10 protein-coding genes are annotated in these 17,897 nt (G+C 45.4%); 2 read left to right on the top strand and 8 right to left on the bottom strand.

The genetic code is table 11. From position 1 onward, the window contains the following. Positions 1-87: 87 nt before the first annotated feature. From GO493_RS28920 to GO493_RS28935, 4 genes are all read right to left on the bottom strand, one after another. Positions 88-1,272 carry an efflux RND transporter periplasmic adaptor subunit gene (locus GO493_RS28920; RefSeq protein WP_232539150.1) on the bottom strand — a complete coding sequence of 395 codons (1,185 nt, stop codon included), beginning with the start codon at positions 1,270-1,272 and terminating at the stop codon, positions 88-90. A gap of 339 nt (positions 1,273-1,611) precedes the next feature. Next, positions 1,612-2,493, bottom strand: a complete 882-nt coding sequence (locus GO493_RS28925; protein WP_157309728.1) for an AraC family transcriptional regulator — start codon at positions 2,491-2,493, stop codon at positions 1,612-1,614. Between the two features lie 276 nt (positions 2,494-2,769). Further along, positions 2,770-3,210 (bottom strand): MarR family winged helix-turn-helix transcriptional regulator, encoded by a 441-nt coding sequence (locus GO493_RS28930; protein ID WP_157309729.1) that lies wholly within the window; start codon positions 3,208-3,210, stop codon positions 2,770-2,772. A gap of 142 nt (positions 3,211-3,352) precedes the next feature. After that, on the bottom strand, positions 3,353-5,473 hold the full coding sequence (locus GO493_RS28935) for an endonuclease MutS2 (RefSeq protein ID WP_157309730.1): 2,121 nt from the start codon (positions 5,471-5,473) through the stop codon (positions 3,353-3,355). 296 nt (positions 5,474-5,769) lie between these two features. On the opposite strand from GO493_RS28935, the gene msrA reads away from it, so the two are divergent. Both msrA and GO493_RS28945 read left to right on the top strand, forming a co-directional pair. After that, positions 5,770-6,327: a peptide-methionine (S)-S-oxide reductase MsrA gene (msrA, locus tag GO493_RS28940; protein WP_198315862.1), complete on the top strand. Its 558-nt coding sequence runs from the start codon at positions 5,770-5,772 to the stop codon at positions 6,325-6,327. Between the two features lie 330 nt (positions 6,328-6,657). Next, positions 6,658-7,404 (top strand): hypothetical protein, encoded by a 747-nt coding sequence (locus GO493_RS28945; RefSeq protein ID WP_157309732.1) that lies wholly within the window; start codon positions 6,658-6,660, stop codon positions 7,402-7,404. Between the two features lie 32 nt (positions 7,405-7,436). Here GO493_RS28945 and GO493_RS28950 read toward each other — a convergent pair whose 3' ends face one another. From GO493_RS28950 to GO493_RS28965, 4 genes are all read right to left on the bottom strand, one after another. Continuing rightward, positions 7,437-7,880, bottom strand: a complete 444-nt coding sequence (locus GO493_RS28950; protein WP_157309733.1) for a hypothetical protein — start codon at positions 7,878-7,880, stop codon at positions 7,437-7,439. 4 nt (positions 7,881-7,884) lie between these two features. Next, positions 7,885-13,500, bottom strand: a complete 5,616-nt coding sequence (locus GO493_RS28955; RefSeq protein ID WP_157309734.1) for a fibronectin type III domain-containing protein — start codon at positions 13,498-13,500, stop codon at positions 7,885-7,887. Positions 13,501-13,502: 2 nt separating this feature from the next. Continuing rightward, the gene (locus GO493_RS28960) at positions 13,503-15,287 is read right to left on the bottom strand and encodes a hypothetical protein (RefSeq protein WP_157309735.1); all 1,785 of its coding nucleotides are present in this window, start codon (positions 15,285-15,287) and stop codon (positions 13,503-13,505) included. A 20-nt stretch (positions 15,288-15,307) separates the two neighbouring features. Continuing rightward, on the bottom strand, positions 15,308-17,897 hold a 2,590-nt coding region (locus GO493_RS28965), incomplete at its 5' end, for a T9SS type A sorting domain-containing protein (RefSeq protein ID WP_157309736.1).

The following is a 17,897-nucleotide window of genomic DNA, read 5'->3' on the forward strand; positions in this document are numbered from 1 at the left end:
GCTGATGGATCTGTTGTGAGAAAAGCGTAGAGTTCCCCCCGGCAGCCTTCAGCTGCCATCACGGGGGTACGCTGTCTGCACGTATAATTAAAGCGGTCTGGCTTTGAGCAGACTATCCAGGGAGATAGTTTCAGGTGCTATTACAGCGCCATCGCGAAGACGGTCCAGTCCTGTATACACTATCTTCTCGCCGGCGCTCACTCCTTTTTCTACAAAATACCAGTTACCATTTTTACCGGAGATGCGGATAGGTTTGCTGGTTACTTTATTACTGTCTCCCACGGCAAAGACAAATACTTTGTCCTGCAGTTCGAAGGTAGCTTCTGAAGGCACCAGGATAGCGGCAGCGAAAGCTTCAGGGATCTTCACCTTACCGGTATTGCCGGAGCGGATCAGGCCTGATGCGTTCGGGAAAACAGCGCGGAAGCTAACAGCTCCCATTGTTTTATCGAACTGTCCTTCCATGGTTTCGATACGGCCTTTCTCAGGATAGATGGTGTTGTCGGCCATTACCAGTTCTACCGGAGGCAGTTGTTTTACCTTATCTGCGATGGTATTACCTTTTGTTTTATCCTTGAAACGGAGGAAGTCAACTTCGCTCATAGAGAAATAAGCATATACCTCTTTCACGTCAGAGAGCACGGTGAGGGGTTGTGTTTCTCCGCGACCTACAAGGCTTCCTGTCTTTAAAGGAATACGGCCAATGTAACCGCTTACGGGTGCAGTGATGAGTGTGTATCCCAGGTTGATACGGGCATTGCTTACCTGTGCCTGAGCCTGCGCAACATTTGCTTTTGCCGCCTGGTATGCAGCGGTAGCTGTTTTCAGCTGGATGTCAGAAACTACGTTGTTCTGTACAAGCGGTGTAAGGCGGGATACTTCGAGGGAAGCCTTTTCTTCATTTGCCTGTGCGGCCAGCAGTAATGCAGAAGCGTTGCTGAGCTGTTCACGATAAGGGCGGTCATTAATGCGGAAGAGGGGTTGTCCTTCTTTCACATAAGCGCCTTCATCGACGAAGATCTTATCCAGGTATCCGTCTACCTGTGGCCTGATCTCCACATTTACCTTTCCTTCCAGGGCGGCGTTGTATTCGCGGTAAGTAGTAGCAGGTACTTCAGCTACTTTCAGTACAGGCAATGACGGTGCAGGAGGCGCTCCTCCTTCTGGCTTGGCTGATGATGATGCACAGCCGGAAAGTACAGCCAATATCATTACACTATAGAGGAAGGCTGCGGGCCTGTGTGTGTTCATGTGTTGCAAAAACTGGTTCATACTGTTTATTTTACGTTGTGAGTGGCAATAGTCGTCCTCTCCTGCAATACAGTTGCCTGTAATCACAGATAAATAATGACGGCCAGTGACATAGGTTCTCTGTCTGTTCCCTGTTCAGGGGAAGAGAAAAAGTTACAAATGCAGCGCGGTCAAGGACTACGTTGAGATAATGAGTGATTGATAAACTGCTAAGAAAAAACCAAAAAAGTTGTTAGCAGGCCTGATGTTTATAGTTCATGTGCTTACGGTTTTAGTTTAGTTCCTGGAAACACTGTTAATAGATAGATTAATGCAAATGTAGCACGTATAGAAACGAAATTCATTTAACTAATTAAGGTATTAATTGTACTTTTCACGGGCGCCTTTCTGAAACCCTGCAGGTGTGAACCCGGTATGTTTCTTGAAAAAGCGGTTAAAGTATCCGTCATCCTCAAAGTTAAGCTGCCACGCTATTTCCTTGATACTTACATCTCCCCAGTACAACAGTCTTTTCGCTTCCATGATACGTTTCTCATCAATGATCTGTTTTGCGGTTTTACCCAACGCTGATTTGATAGTATCGTTCAGGTGACCTGGCGTAACGAACATCATATCTGCATACTGCGCTACCTGTGTTTTATCTTTATAGTGCAGGTCTGAGAGTTCATTGAACTGGCGTACTATACGGTTAGGCAATGTATCTGTCTGCATGGAAGCAATATCGATCTGCGGGAAGCGAGAGCTGGCTGTCAGCAAAGATTTCAGCTGATTGCGCAATATCATTTCACGTAGTGGCAGATTGTTTTCCATTTCTCTCAGCATGGGCCTCACAAAGCTCATTAATTCCCTGAGCTGTTCATCGGTGAGCTCTATCACTGATCTTTCAAACATACATGCCCAGCAAAGCAGTCCTGTGCCTACAGTTTCACCCATGAAGAAATCACAGTTGAAAGAAATATTGACAATCTCAGATAAACTATTCCCGGTATGCTGATGTACCTGGTCAGGAGACAGCATGATCATAGCCGGCGCTTTCACTGTATATTTCTTAAAGTCAATATACTGTGTAGTCTCGCCTGACAGTACAAGCGTGATGCTGTAATTGTTACGCCTGTGAGGTTCCATTACATCATCGGGTTTCACCAGGTATGTAGTACGGTCTATATGGAAACCCTTTACGGGATTATCTATCTTATTTACGTCCGCATAGTCGTAAACGGGTATGGATACATTGTTCCGCATAACACTTGTCAGTTTGTTATTAATAATGGGTTCACGATAACATATACAGTAGGATGACCGATATGTGACGGTTCAGACAGGAGCAGGTAATAAGTAGTATTAACGTTTCGTAACAGACTAATAGTAGTGCAAAAGTAAAAAATCCAATCTATTATCCTAGTAACTTAAATAATTAATATAGAACTCGATAATTTAATACCACCCTTTTACCCCTCTTTTTCCTGCCTGCATTTAATTAGCCGGCTAATTAAATAAATCAAAAAAAAGGAAAAACGGTTATTCTTCCTCTTCCAGATTATCCAGTACCTGCATCAGCAAACGCTTTAATAATATCTTTTCTTCCATGCTCATATTCTTTGACATCTGTTGTTCCAGTTTGTTCCAGGTGGTATCAATGATCTGGGAGGTTGCCTCTTTTCCCTTTTCTGTGAGGCTTACCCTGACCACACGCTGGTCGGCGCAACATTTTTCCTTTGTAAGAAAGCCGTTTTTTTCCAGCCGTTCCGCCATACGCGTCACTGTGGCGGGTGTTACTTCAAGATTATCCTTCAGTTCGTTCATCGTCATCGCACCGTTGCACATCACTTCCTGCAGAAATTGCTCCTGGCCTGCATGGAGGTTATAGGCAGCCAGCATCTGGTTACCTTTGTTCCTGTGCACCTTGCAGACCCGCATAAGCAGGTAGCCGACGGTGCTGCACATTAGCGGTTCTTTCATGGGCCAAAGGTAATAATTAGCCGGCTAAATAAATAAAAAATTATTTTTCCTGTAAAAAATCTGCGTAAAAACACAAAAAACGCCTTTACCGGCGGTAAAAGCGTTTTCTGTGTTTTTCTCCGGCCTATAAAAAAGGCCATTATTATTTAGCAGTTTCCTTTTTCTCTTTCGGACGTTCTTTCACCAGTACAAGATCTGCCAGCAGCACATTCATCGGGATATTACCCAGCTTCACAATGCCTCTCTTATCCCTGATCTCGAGCAACTTACCGACCTGGCCGTTACTACGGATCTTTACCTGATCCCCTACTTTACACTCTCCTGTTATTTCAAGGAATCTTTCCTGTACTTTCTTCTCAAAACGTTCGTTGATCTGCTTTTCCTTTTTCCGGAACAACAGCGCTTCCGCCTGCTTCATTACTTTCTGCTTATCTTCCGTGCGTTTCCACTCTATCACTATCTGCTTCATCTTCCGCTCCATATCTTTCAGGTATTGGAGCTCCTCTTCCTTGATCTTGTTCTGGAGCTTCATAGCGGTGAACTGCTGGGTTTTCCGCTCTTTATCAGATAATATCTCATATTCACGTTTCAGGCGTTCATTTTCTTTCAGCAGCTTCTGCAGCTCTTTTTCCTTAGCTTCTACTTTCTGAAGGTCCTGTTCTGCCTTGTTGAGCAGTTTATCCAGCTGGAAATGTCCTTCGTCCACCAGGTTACGCGCCCGGGAAATCAGGGAAGGATGCAGTCCTATACGCTGGGCAATAGAGAAAGTATATGAGCTGCCCGGCTTGCCGACAATCAACTTATAAAGCGGCAGCAGGTTCTGTTCGTCAAAACCCATGGCGCCGTTAATGATACCTTTCACTTTATTGGCCATTACCTTCAGGTTAAGGTAGTGGGTAGTTACTATTCCGAAGGAGTGTTTCTTGGCCAGTTCTTCCATGATGACCTCTGCAAAGGCACCTCCCAGGTTAGGGTCGGAACCGCTACCCAACTCGTCTATGAAGAAGAGGGTCCTGCCATTGGCATTCTCCATAAAGTACTTCATGTTCTTGAGATGGGAGCTGTAGGTACTCAGCTCGAACTCCAGGGATTGGGTATCGCCAATATGGATCATAAGCTGACGGAAGATACCCAGCTGGGAGCTGGGATGTACCGGTACCAGCAAACCTGCCTGCAACATCAGCTGAATAAGTCCTAATGTTTTCAGCGTAACTGTTTTACCGCCCGCATTTGGTCCGCTGATCACCAGTATGTGATTATCCTTATCCAGGCTCACGCTGATGGGGATAGTGGGTTTCTGGTTGCGGCGGTTATAGAGTAACAGCAGGGGGTGATAGGCTTCTACCAGGTGTACCTGTGAATGCGGGTTAAGCATGGGATAGTTACCATCCATATCCAGTGCCAGTTTTGCTTTGGCGCGGATAAAGTCGTACTCGCCCAGTATCTCGTGATAGTTATTGAGCAGCTGGCTGTGTTGGGAAAGAGCACCTGTCAGGGTACGGAGTATCTTGTAGACCTCCTTGTTCTCTTCTCTTTCCAGGGAAGCCACGTCGTTGTTCAGCTCAATTGTTTCTTCCGGCTCCACGAATGCGGTACGGCGGGTATCTGACTCCCCATGCAGGATACCTTTCACCATGCGTTTATTTTCCGCATAGATGGCCACTACCCTTCTGCCGTTAAGGAAAGCTTCCTCTGTGTCTGCCAGGTATCCCAGTTTACTCAGTTTGCTGAGTACTCTGTCAAATGCCCTGCGCAGCTCATTCCTTTTGCGGAAAAGCTGCATACGTATTTTGGCCAGTTCGGGGGTAGCGTTATCCCTTACCTGTCCATTTTCATCCAGCACATCATCTATCAGAACAAGGATCTTCTTTTCGAAATGGGTATGCGTGATCACACCAAAGAGGGCGGAATATTGCACCCGTCTATCGTGATCAAAGAAACGCACTATACTCTGCATGCTTTCCGCCAGTTTGCGGAGCTGCATGATTTGTTCGCCGCTCAATACGGCGCCCTGAATGCTCAGGAGACGAAGCTCATTTTTCAGGTTAAGAATGTAGTCGTTCGGGAAGTGCTCCTGCAGCAGGGTTAGCTGCTTATATTCGTGCGCCTGTTGGAGGGCTGTTCTTACATAATCTATGTGGGTATGCAAACGGAGGTCTTCCGCCATCTGTTTACCCAACTCTGTTTTACAATGCTCCTGTAATAATGCCTGTACTTTGTCAAATTCCAGCTGCACGAGCGCTGACTCGGGAAAATATTTCATCTTACTTATCCATACAAAGCCTGTAAACCCTTTGTTTACAGACGGTTAAAATTGGTTTCTGACAAACCGCACCAGCCCCGGCCTGTCAAAAAGAATGTTAAAGTTACTTAACTTGTCGATCTAATACCTCAATGTTGTCGTAATTTAACTTGTTGGGGGTATCTGTCCCTTGACCAGAAATGACACTTCAACATTTAAAAATCATGCGAAGATACTCATTATTAAGCTGTTTGCTGGCAATTGCTTTCACTGCATGTGCCCAGGGCAAACCTTCAAAAGATAAAGTACCCGGAGATATGGAAGTAAGCAACAATGTAAAAACCGAGAAGGCCACGTTTGGCGGCGGTTGTTTCTGGTGTACTGAAGCGCAGTTTCAGTACCTGGATGGCGTGTTAAAAGTAGAATCCGGCTATGCCGGGGGTACTGTGCCCAACCCTACATACGAGCAGGTATGTACGGGAACTACCGGTCATGCGGAAGTGATACAGGTAACCTACGATCCTTCAAAGATCACATACGAGGAACTGCTGCAGGCTTTCTGGCAAAGCCATGACCCCACCCAGCTGAACAGGCAGGGTAATGATGTGGGAACCCAGTATCGTTCCGTTATCTTCTATCATAATGAAGAACAGCATAAGCTGGCGGAATTCTATAAGGATAAGCTGCAACACTCAGGGGCATACGATGAGCCGGTAGTAACGGAGATCTCTCCTATAGATAAATTCTACAAAGCGGAGAATTATCATCAGAATTACTATAATCAAAATGGCTCTCAGCCTTATTGCCATTTTGTGATAGCGCCTAAACTGGAGAAATTCAAGAAGGTGTTTAAGGATAAACTGAAAAAGAACTAAACCGGCGGATGTTCCTATAAAAAGATTACAAAAAGCGCTTTCTTCAAAGAGAAAGCGTTTTTTGTAAAGGGGTAATGTGGGGTCACGTGGGGCTAAAGTGGTACCGCAATACATACACTAAACATGCTTAAGACATGCTTAAGACATGCTTGAAACATGCTTTTAAGGTGGATTAAAGGTGGATTAAAGGCGAACTAAAGGGGGACTAAAGGTGGACTGATATGCCCAGATGGTTAAAAAGCAGTCAATTATTATATTAAATTAAATTGTATATTGCAGCCGGACAATATATGACTACATCCCTGCAACTACCTGGCTAATTATACCCGAATGAAATATACATCACAAACCTGGGACCCGAATATTTCCGAAACGGAAAAGTCGTTCCGCACCTTTATCAACAATGATCAGGCGTTAACGTATTTCCTTGAAACAGGTACAATGCGTAAAAATGCCAAATTTGCCAAAGAGACCATTTACAGTGATCCGGCATTCCTGGCATTTATCTCCCCTTATTACGAACCGGTATATACCGCTGCTGTGATCCGCAGCTTTGATACCAAAGACACCAACCTGATGGGTGATGTAGCTGGTAATCCTATCCTGCTGGATGTAAGCCATAAGCAGAAAGCTTTTGCTGCTATTGAACAACACCTGGAACAGAAGCTGAGGCAGTTACAGAATACCTCTCTTCAGATACAACAAGGTGGTTTTATTGTACCTGCTGAGCTGGAAGAGACCAGTGGTATTATGGTGATCTGTGTATTGAACTACCTGCCTGTTGAGTTTCAGTCTATCCGTACAAAATTTGCCGTACAGATAGTAAACACGGCAAAAGCGTTAATGAACAGGGATTTTGAGCTGGCATCCAGTATGGCTACCAACGTGCGTCAGCTGAAAGCGGATGCGCAGGCTACTTATGATGCGGATGCGTTGTATCAGTCAATTGAGAGGGTAAGGGAAAGCGCCCAGGCTTCCGCGGGTAATAGTGATGGCGGAGGGGGTGGTATCTCTATATGGGGTATTATCGGGATTATACTGATTATTATTAAGCTGATATTGTTATTTGCGAGATAACCTTTCTGAATAGATTTAAACCGGATGCCAGGCTAATCGCCCAGCATCCGGTTTCTTATTTCATCATACTTTTCTATCCAGCTAAAATCGCCCTGGATAGATGGTAGTAAGTAAGTCTGCATTATAATACAGAGATTTCTTATCTCATGCTGCGTCTTTTTCTTAGAAGGCGCCTTTGAAGGGTAATCCTGTAAAACAGGGAAATTAATCCCTTTCTCTTTAGCTTCCGGTACAAGTACCAGCAAGGCATCGTTCAGGCCAAAACGGTTATCATCTCTCTGGTACGGCCAGATACCCAGATGCAATTTTGCTTCAAAGCCTACTTCAAAACTAAAATCACAATGTGGAAAGCGTACCACGATATGGTTGGGCAAACCATCCAGCAAAGTGTATGGCGCTGGCCATGAAAATGCTGAAAGTACCTCTTCCAGCATTTTCATGGTCATAAAATCTTTGTTTTTATACCTTTCCTCCATTTATTTACTTTTTAATTGCGGACCATGTATTACCGGTTCTCGGAATAACGTATCCATTCTCTCTCAGCAAGTCAAGTTCCAGGGAGTAAATAGTTCTTATTTCTTCTCCGAATTCATTTAACTGAGGCACACCATTCTCGAATCTCTTAAGGTTTGAAATCAGGTTAGGATCAGAAACGAACCTGAACCGGTCTCCTCTCTTTATTGCTTCTTCCATCCATGGCTTGTTTACTTTTATCCAGAATTCATCAGTTACTGCTTTCCAGAACCTGCCATCCAACAGTTTTGTCGCCGCAGCTCCTGCTGCATCAGCATCCAATCCTTTTGCTATAAAGTTTTGCGTTTCAGCTGCCAGCTTGTCTGCAGACCTCAGATATTCATACTTATTCTGTGTTGCAATCCACTGATCAGATCTTAACATATTTATTCCGCCATTGCGTTCACCCATTGCAGAAGTGTTTCCAAGAATTTTCTTCCAACGGCTAAAGTAAACTGTATTTACATCTTCAAGTACTCCTGTTACTGTGGTTGTTCCCTCATATAATTCAATTGAAGAGCCCCCAAAGATCGGCTTCTTCATATTAAAAAGCTCGAAAAATTTACCTTTTGAGTACCGGGCCATGACCTTGCTGCCTTGCGCTATTTCTACAACCCCATCGGCAAGTACTGTGGTTTTTACTTTACTTCCCAGTTCTATAAAATCCTCTCCTACAGCTATCTCCCTGCCTACTTTTATAGCCTGTGCATCACTGACAGCGCCTTTAGGGTCCAACCACCTAAATCCTCCTTCAGCTTCAATTGCACCATTATCATACAGCCTTACCAATCCAGGGCTTGCCGCCAGCGGACGGTTCAGTGTCTTACTTAATGCCTGTGCAGATTCCAGGTTGGCGCAAGATACCAACACCAGTTTACTTTCAGCGGAAATATTCTGTTCTTCTATCCAGCGGGCAAGAGAATTATGGGGAATTTCAATATCTACGCCATTATGCAATACCTTGTATGTGCTACCTTCTCCATGTACAAGTATATAGAAGAAGTCCCCATCAGCTCCCTTACTTATCCAACCGGTTGCTTTGCCAAGATCTTCGCCCAATGTCACAGAACGTTCCCCTATCTGAGCAGCGTCCAATGCCTGTTTCTCTGCCTGTAATTCTGCAGCTGCCAATAAATTCTCCAGCTCACCAATTCCTTTCAGGCCAAAAGCTTCCAGTTTTTCTGCCAGCTCCGGGTTGGTTTTCCTCAGCGTTTCAAGATCAGAAGCTTTCCACTCGTTATAAGCTGTCTTTAATTCCTGTATGGATATCTTGTAAGGTACACGAACTTCAGCCAGACCGTAAAGCAGACGCACCCCCTGTCCTATAGCCAGGTATTTATTAACCGTATGCCATTTCTCGATGAATGCTTTACCCGATTCTGTTTTACTTAATGCTTCCTGTTCATTCAGAATATACAGGTTCCCGCTGGCAACGATCAGGTCTGCAGTTGCCCACAAATAAGTCCAGAAAGTAGCTCCTTTTGTTCCAAGCTGTTTTGCAGCTAACGTTACTATCAGCTTATTTAACGCTACATTGATATCAAAATTCTTATAGTTATTTGTGATATAACCAAGGAAAAGTGCCGGCGCATAAGTATCCGTTATATTCCCTTCTTTGGTATAAGACAATAATCTTATCAACTCAAAAGGACGGGTTCTGAATGTCTGATGGAGAATATTGAGCGTACAGTTATTATCACGGAAAGAAACCGCAACTCTTCCATACTGGTCGTATATCGGCGCTTCCATCGGTAATGTATAATGTATTGTATTAACTCCTTCTCCATTATATGCATGAGTAACAAAAACTTTTGCCTGTCTAGCCATCTCATACCAGAAATTGCAATCCCTGCCATTCATACTGTGCTGCACTTTGCCGGCTGCCAGGTCAAATTCATCATAAATAGTGGCCCACTCTATAGCAGATTTACTCCTGATAAACAGCTGCGACATTGCACTGAAATATTCTGTCAACTCATCACCATCAATAGAAGAGAATATAGTGGCCAGTAAACCAGTACTGTCTTTATCAAAACGGCTGAGCATGTCCTTCACCTGGTCATCAGGAGTACTTCTGATCAGTTTTATGATGGACATTTCATCATCATCTCCAACAACAAACCCGTCTGAAATATTCCTGATCAGTTCAAACCTTTCGTCTACGCACAGGAAATTCTTCATATTCTGCTCACTCACACTTTCCATGAGATCGTCCAGTTTGGAGCTTTTCGGATTAACATAGTATTCCTTCAGCACATTCTGTACATCAGCAGGTTTATTTTCAAGCTTCAGCGTACATTCAACACATTCTTTTCCTTCTATAGATTTGACGCCTATCAGTTTCCTGTTATTATCCTTAAATGGTATTTCATCAAAAGCAGTGTATTTAACAGCCTTAGCCTGGTATATACCTGAATAGATGGCCAACTGGCATTTAGAGAACTCCACACCTGCCACTACAAGCCGTTCACCTGTCTGTTCTTTAAACGAATAAGCAGTATTGCCAGAGTAGAAACCGCTGAAGGTACCATCGCCGGAGAATCTGGCACCCCAATAAGTATTTCCTTTATTAAATCCTGTGATAACTCCAATGGCATCTTTTGACATGCCAGACGCGTTAGAAGTACCTATTACGACCAGATAACCGCCGAATGAAACTTTAAAGTCCTTACCCAACCTGATAATCCGTCCATCAGGAACTACATAGTTTATACTGTCGTTATCCAGGTAATCTGCATCCGGCACATCCTTCAGCAATCGGTCCTTAATAAGGAAGTAGTTATTATAGAAAAGCGTACTCTCACCATCATCTTCAAAAATGCCCCATACGCTTCCCGGATCATGAACAATGTTCCACTGGTATTTCAGTAACTCATAACCGCTGTTATAATCCATCAGGTTTTCAGTAGTGGCCTTAGGTAATCCAATACCGGCACTGAAGGTATGTTCAAGGGTGAAATCACCATGTCCAATCTCATGCGCTACGGTGCGCCCCACTTTCTCTGATGCTACCCCTTTGGAGAAGATAAAGCCAAACTGACTCTGACGTGGCATCTTGCCTGCCAGGTCACCATCAGACTGCGCTACTTCATTTATCACAAACAGATAGACAGTATTATCATCTATGTCATGAGACTTCTTATAGGCTTTCTTCATTGCCTTCTCCTCTCCGGTAAAGCCGTTGCTCAGGAAAGCGCTCTTACTATCCTGTAATGCTTTATCGCCGTTAAGGTCCCAGCTCATATCAGAACGGAAGCTTTCATCTACCTCTACTGTGTAGCTTACGCCTATCTTCTCATAAGCCGTTTTCAGGCTGCTCTCTATCGCAGATACAGGTACTGTAGTGGTTTCTCCGATCGGGATCAGTTTTACCTTCTTCTGTAAGGTGCCATAGCTAACCACCAGCAGCTTGCCTATGCTGGTATAACCGCCACCTGTTTTCGGGAAAACGGCATATACTTCCTGCGCATCTCCCGCAGGACCTCCTGTAATAGTTATCTTATAGGTGCTTCCTTCCTTGCTGGATGGATAGAAGATACCCTTACCACTTACAAACTTCAGACTGTCAGCCACTCCCGTTGCACCATTCTTCAACGTGGCGATCGCTATATCCTGTACGCCTGGTTGTATGGCTTTCGCACTTACTCTGTACTTGCCTTCTGCCAGCAGTTCATAACTGCTATCCAATACAGGTTTACCGGCATAACTGTCTTTCCATGCGTCAAAGGCATACTTACTGTCAGATGGTGCGCTGAACGTTACCTCGCCTTTATCCAGCTGTAAGGTGTTCAATGCGGCCAGTGCGGCGGCATTGCCCGCCAGGGAAGAATCCCGTTTACCTGCGGAAGTAACTTTACCACTCTTATCTATATTATAAAGGTTACCTCCTGCATCCTCTAACACAAGCGGTAATGTCTTGCCTTTATCCTTGTAGTTGATCACTTCTTCCGCTCCTGTCTTGCTGTCTTTCAGTGTGATCGTGCTGGCAGTAGTATCTACCCTGATATCTGCGGCTGAGAAGATGTACAGGTTAGTCTTAATGTCAGGAACAATATCGCCCGTAACTACCTGACCTACATCATTACCGCCACGCTGTTCATCCAGCTTATCCTTCACAAACTTGTCTATTCCTTCTGTGGCAGCATACATCTCTCCTTTGGTTACAAGCATATCACTGTTGATCGTGATGTTCTTAAACTCCATCTTCAGACCTATACCAAAGCCAGGAGTGATCACGCGACCAACACCGGAGAAAGTTCCGTTACCTCCACTCACCTGCGTCAGCAACACATCAAAATGACCTATTCTTACGATGTCTGTTATTTTGGCGGCTGCCAGCGGAGTATTGTTCGTTGTAGCATTTACAGGCGTAGCATCGCCACACACAAAAGGTTTCAAGGTGTCTGTGGTGATGGTCACCAGGTCACTGTAAGCACCATAAACGCCTGCTACTCTCCATTGAAGGCGGGCTTCATAACTACGCCCCGGTTCAAGGCTGTTAACTGTAAAAGCAGTATCCTTCTGCTTCTCCTCTGTCAGCCAGTCAAATTCTACCCCGTTCTTTTTAGTAGCACGGTATTGCAAACGGTAAGCTTCTACTGTATAAGCAGCATCTGAAGGCGCCAGCGGCCAGGACAGGCGGATGCTGCGCTGTCCGTTGGAACGGCCTGATAATGTCGGTTTGCCGATGTTAAACTGAGCAAACGGGTTATTACCCAGGTAAGTGAACGTACAGCTCTTGCTCAGACCCTGGTTGCTGAAAAGGTCACGCCCGCTCTTATCGCGGGCCTGTACTGTCCATACATATTGCATGCTGTCTGTCAGCAGCGGTTCTCCCGGGCCGTAGACAAGCGTATTACTTTCTGTTGTGATGGTGTAGATGGGGCGGGCTGTTCGCAGAATATAATCAGGGTTGCTGCCGGCGGGTTTTATCTCATATAAAGAGAACACATACTCTGTTCCACTGCCTGGCAATGGATTGGGAGAGTTACGTGTGCTCCAGTTGAAGTTCATAAACTGGGGGTCACGCTTCTCTACCCTGCTGCCACAGATGGGCAGGTTCAGTAGAGGCGGTTCGCTTTTCTGGAAGAAGAACACATTGGCGCCTACATTACTTACCTGTACCTGGGAACGGCGGTAGTCGTAAGCTGTGAAGCTGACACGGTATGCGCCTTCCGGAAGGGATTTGGTGCGTTCGTATTCATCGCGGCTAAAGCCTCCGCTGAACTCAATATTAACAGAGTTCAGGTAGTCATACAGCTCTGTGCCTCCTATAATAGTAGGAACACCAGGGCTCAGCGTCAGTGGTTTAGGGGTAAATGAAGGGGCTGTCCGCATAATTACCGTACCGTTCCGCTCTACAGTCATCTGTAGTCTTACATCGTAAGAGGGTCTGGTCAGGTCATTCTGAACCAGTATCACCCGTAATTTATCGCTGCCCGGTACTGCATAGTCGGGAAGGTAAACGCTGTAAGGCGGGATGATCTGGGTGCTCGCTGAAACTGGGAATTGCTGGGCGCGGGCTGTCTGCTGTAATATAAAGAATGACAGCAGGCATAACAGGTATCGGATTATACGGGACATGATCAAAATGAATAGGTATAGTTAATAGTACTTGTCAACTCATTATAACCGGGCTGGGAAGCAGCTGCTCCCCTTATCATCCACATGATGGTTGCCCCGATATTATGTGACTGTTTATTAAAGAATTTCTTAGTTCCTTCTCCTCCTTCTGCACCTTCAGACTGTTTGGGTTTAGGGGAATAATTAAAATTCAGGCCGGCGTTGAACAGCGTGCTGTTTGTCTTCACTGTCGCATTCTCAACGGTTGTGGTCGCCTGTGTCACGTTATAGGCAGAATTAAACCCGGCACGGAATGTCTTTTCAAAGAACTGCTTATTTACGTTCACGCTCGGCCCCATAAAGGTAGTGTTCAACCCACTCGCAGTGTTCTTGTAATAGTTCACTCCACCACTCATAGAGAGCGACTGTGGCTGCAGATTATAAGAATAGCTGACATTGGAAGTAAAGAACTTGCTGAGCTGCGGGTCCGCATCTTCTGCACTGCTTCTGTCGCTTGCATACTGGTAGGATGTATTGAAAGTAATAGCGTGCTGGCGATCTTTGGTGCCTGTACGATACATCACCATTCCATTATAGGTATTGTTCACCTGGTAAAAATCCAGTGTATCCAGCGGGTTGTTGAAATAAGGATCTACCTGCGGACGAACACGTGTATAATTGCTGAAGTTGGAATAACCACCGTTGAAAGCCCAGTGTTCATTAGGTACCACACCTGCATTGGCATTCACCACCCAACGGCGGGCATCGCTTGTCTTGCTATGGTCAAGGTTGTTGGTCTGCACTCCCACATTACCGGCAAGGCTGATCTTTCCTCCAAGCAATTGCAGGGTAGGCGCCACCGTGATATTCCTCATATCGTTCACTACGTTATAAGCCCCCAGCGTTACATAGTCCGGCGCCACACGTTCATAACGCAGCTGGATGGTATAGAAGCTGCCGGTATATCCCAATCCTGCCTGTATAGCGTCAAAATAACGGGTACTGGGCGTGGGTGACAGGAAATGATTCAGGAAGTTGGAAGTGCCCCTGCTGCTGTCAAAGGCATCCTTCTCTGAGCGAACATCGCGGTTCAATGCAGACACTGAATATTCAACATCCACGAAAACGCGTTTCGCAATGCTCTGACGCACGTTAAAAGCAACAGCTACGTTCTCTCTGGGCGTGATAGTGGCATCGTCAGGGATATAGGGGATGGAGCTGGCATCGTCCTTAGCCCTGAAGAATGAAATACCATAGGCATTACCATTATCTTCATAACCTATTTTAAGGCCGTATCCTTTCCGTTCAAAGGCCGCGCGGCTATAACTCTCCGGCTTCGCAACGTCAAAAGGCACAGCTTTCAGCAGAGTACCATACATTGCTGAGACACGCCATTTATCGGGTGATAGCTCCACTCCTACTCCATTGAACATATGCCCGGCCAGGGTATAGTTACTGAAGGTCATGCTTGTGGTACCGAAGTAGGCCCTTGCCCATTTATAGGAAGGTGCAAAACGGAACTGGTTGAAGGGTTGTGAATAGTTCTGGCCCTGGTTGCTATAACTAAAAGAAAATGGCATATCATAACCAAACATGTTGATATTGATGTTACCATTCAGGTACCAGGCCATAGGGTCTCTACGGCTTTCAATGCCGTTCGCATTGTAAAGCGTGGTGCTGGCATTGATGGAGCCGCTCATGCGGACGCCCTTTTTGACTCCCAGCTGGTCCAGTGCCTGGGACCGGGCGCCTGCTGAAACAATGATCAGCGATAAGGTTACCAGAGTACAGCGTAAATTTAGGTTCATACTTATTTCAGTTGTGGCTTTTACCGTGAAATAATAAATCTTACGTCACGACTTTCGCTTTCTGTAATTACTCTTAATATAAAGGTGCCTGTCTGTGTGCCGCCGACCGTAAAGGAATCGTCGATCTGCAACGTTGGGGCATACTGCTTTTTGCCTGCTATAACTCCGTTCATGTCATACACATAAGCTACCACCTGCTGTTTGCGGTTCAGTTTCACCCTGAAGTTGAACTGACCATTGTTGGGATTAGGTGATAACATTACGGTATCTATTACATGAACAGGCATGTTATATCCCGGTCCTGCCAGCGGATCGTAGGCGCTGATCACCAGCTCTTTCTTTACTGAATAGGAACAGCTGCCAAAGCTGGCTGTCATACCGACCCAGTACGTGCCCGGGCTTGTAAACTTGATCATTGGTGTGCCCTTCTCATTATAACCAAGGAATTGCGCATCAGGGTGGTAAGTCCAGCTTACATTGTCAGGTGCTGGTACACTGATCTCTGTAATAGCAAGCGTATCCATTGCGTTCTTGCGGGAAGCTACAAGGAAGTCTACCTCTGGCATTACATTGATCGTACCTATGGTAAGGTCTTTGTTCACTATACAGCCATTCGCATCTTTTACCTGCAAACGATAGTTACCTGAGCGCAGGTCTGTATAATAATTACCGGCTCTCCATTCTGTATCGTTCAGGGAATACTGATAAGGAATAATACCTCCGTTAACCTGTGCATCTATCGTCCCTTCTCTTAACCCATCGCAGATAGCGGGCGCCACGGCCTGTAAAGTCAGCAGCTCCGGCTGGCCAACCTCATAGCTAAAGGACTGGAAGCAACCTTTACCATCTGTTACTTTAACTGTATAAGTACCGGCGGGAAGGTTAGTTCCTGATTTACCAGGCGTATTCCATTCATAGGTATACACTCCGTCGCCTCCTGTTACATTGAGTTTTACAGCACCGTTTGACTGACCATAACAGATCACGGAATCTATATCTGCCACTGCGCTGATGGCTGAATATTTTGTCTTCACGGTTGCGGACTGTTGTGCTGTACAACCATTGGCATCTTTTACCTGTACTGTATAATCGCCTGATGTTAGTCCGCTGATAACCGGGGCATCCTGCCAGGTATCTGAAGATGTATAGGTATAGGGAGTAGTACCTCCGGCAGATTGTAAATTGATCACACCTGTTGGGTTAGCACCGCAGACCAGATCTTCTATGGAAGATACCTTCAGCGACAAAGGCGCGGAAGGCTGATTCAGTGTAACCTGCTGAGTACTGATACAGCCACGGCTATCTTTTATTTTTACTGTATAGGTGCCTGTAGTCAGTCCGGAATAAGTACTATTACCGGTATAAGCGCTGTTGCTGACACTATACTGATAGCCTGTGTAACTACTTCCATTGCCTCCGTTTGCAGCAATACTGAATCCACCATCAGCCAGTCCATAACAGGATATCTGCATACCATTGTAATCTGATGTGGTGATAACAGCATTCAACGGAGCAGAAGGAGCGGTAATGGTGATAGCATCAGACACAGCTGAGTAACAACCTTGCGCATCTTTTACACGAACAGTATATGTACCGGTCTCCAGCGGAGTTGTATTAGAGAAGGAAGTATAGCTGTTCCCATTCCAGGCATATTCATTCGTTAGTGTACCTGTTCCACCATGAGCCTGTATTTCAATAGTACCTTTCTCTCCATAGCACACAATATCATGGGCATTTATATTATCAGTTACAATAGCAGGACTGGTTGAGTTAACCTGTACTGATAAAGAGCTCTTACAACTGTTTATATCTGTTACCAGTACATTGTAATTACCGGCAATAAGATTGTTAAAGGACGGACTGCTTTGCCAGTAAGTATCATCAAGACTGTATTGCAAAGTTCCTGTTCCGCCGCTGCCTGCTACTGTCAAGCTACCGGCCGGTATATTTGCACAACTTACATCCTGTTTCCTCACAAGGCTGATATTGATTGCCTGGGATGACTGTGTGAAGGTATAGTTATTTGATACTATACAACCCTTTGCATCCTGCACGCGAATAGCATGAACTCCTGCATTGATATGGGCCAGCATGGCATCATTGCTGTAAGCATTATTATCCAAGGCATAAGTGTAACCGCCATAACCGCCTGCTGCCGTTACCTGTGCATATCCATTATCGCCACCTACGCAGGAGATGTTATAGCCGTTATAATCTGATAGCACTGTGGTAAAGCTCATGGCTGCTGGGGGAGCGGTGATCTCAAGAGCATCAGGATAAGTCACCGAACAACCCTTGCCATCGGTAACCGTTAAATGGTAAACTCCGGCGCCAAGCGCGGCGCCATTGGTATAGCTGTTGCCATTGAGTGAATAGGTGTACACTCCATTGCCACCGGAAACAGTGATATCTATCTTACCGCTTTCTCCGAAACAACGGATATCATGCGCTACGGCACTTTCTATCTTCAGCTCAGGATACAGATGAACGATCTCTATAGTGGAATCTTTTATACAACCTCTGGCATCGGTAATATGCAGGGCATAACTACCGGCAGGCAGACCCGCAACTGTTCCGGTCGCGTTCACTACTGTGCCGTTCAGTGTTACC

This window comes from Chitinophaga tropicalis (genome assembly GCF_009758205.1).
In the GTDB taxonomy this organism is placed as follows: Bacteria; Bacteroidota; Bacteroidia; order Chitinophagales; family Chitinophagaceae; genus Chitinophaga; species Chitinophaga tropicalis.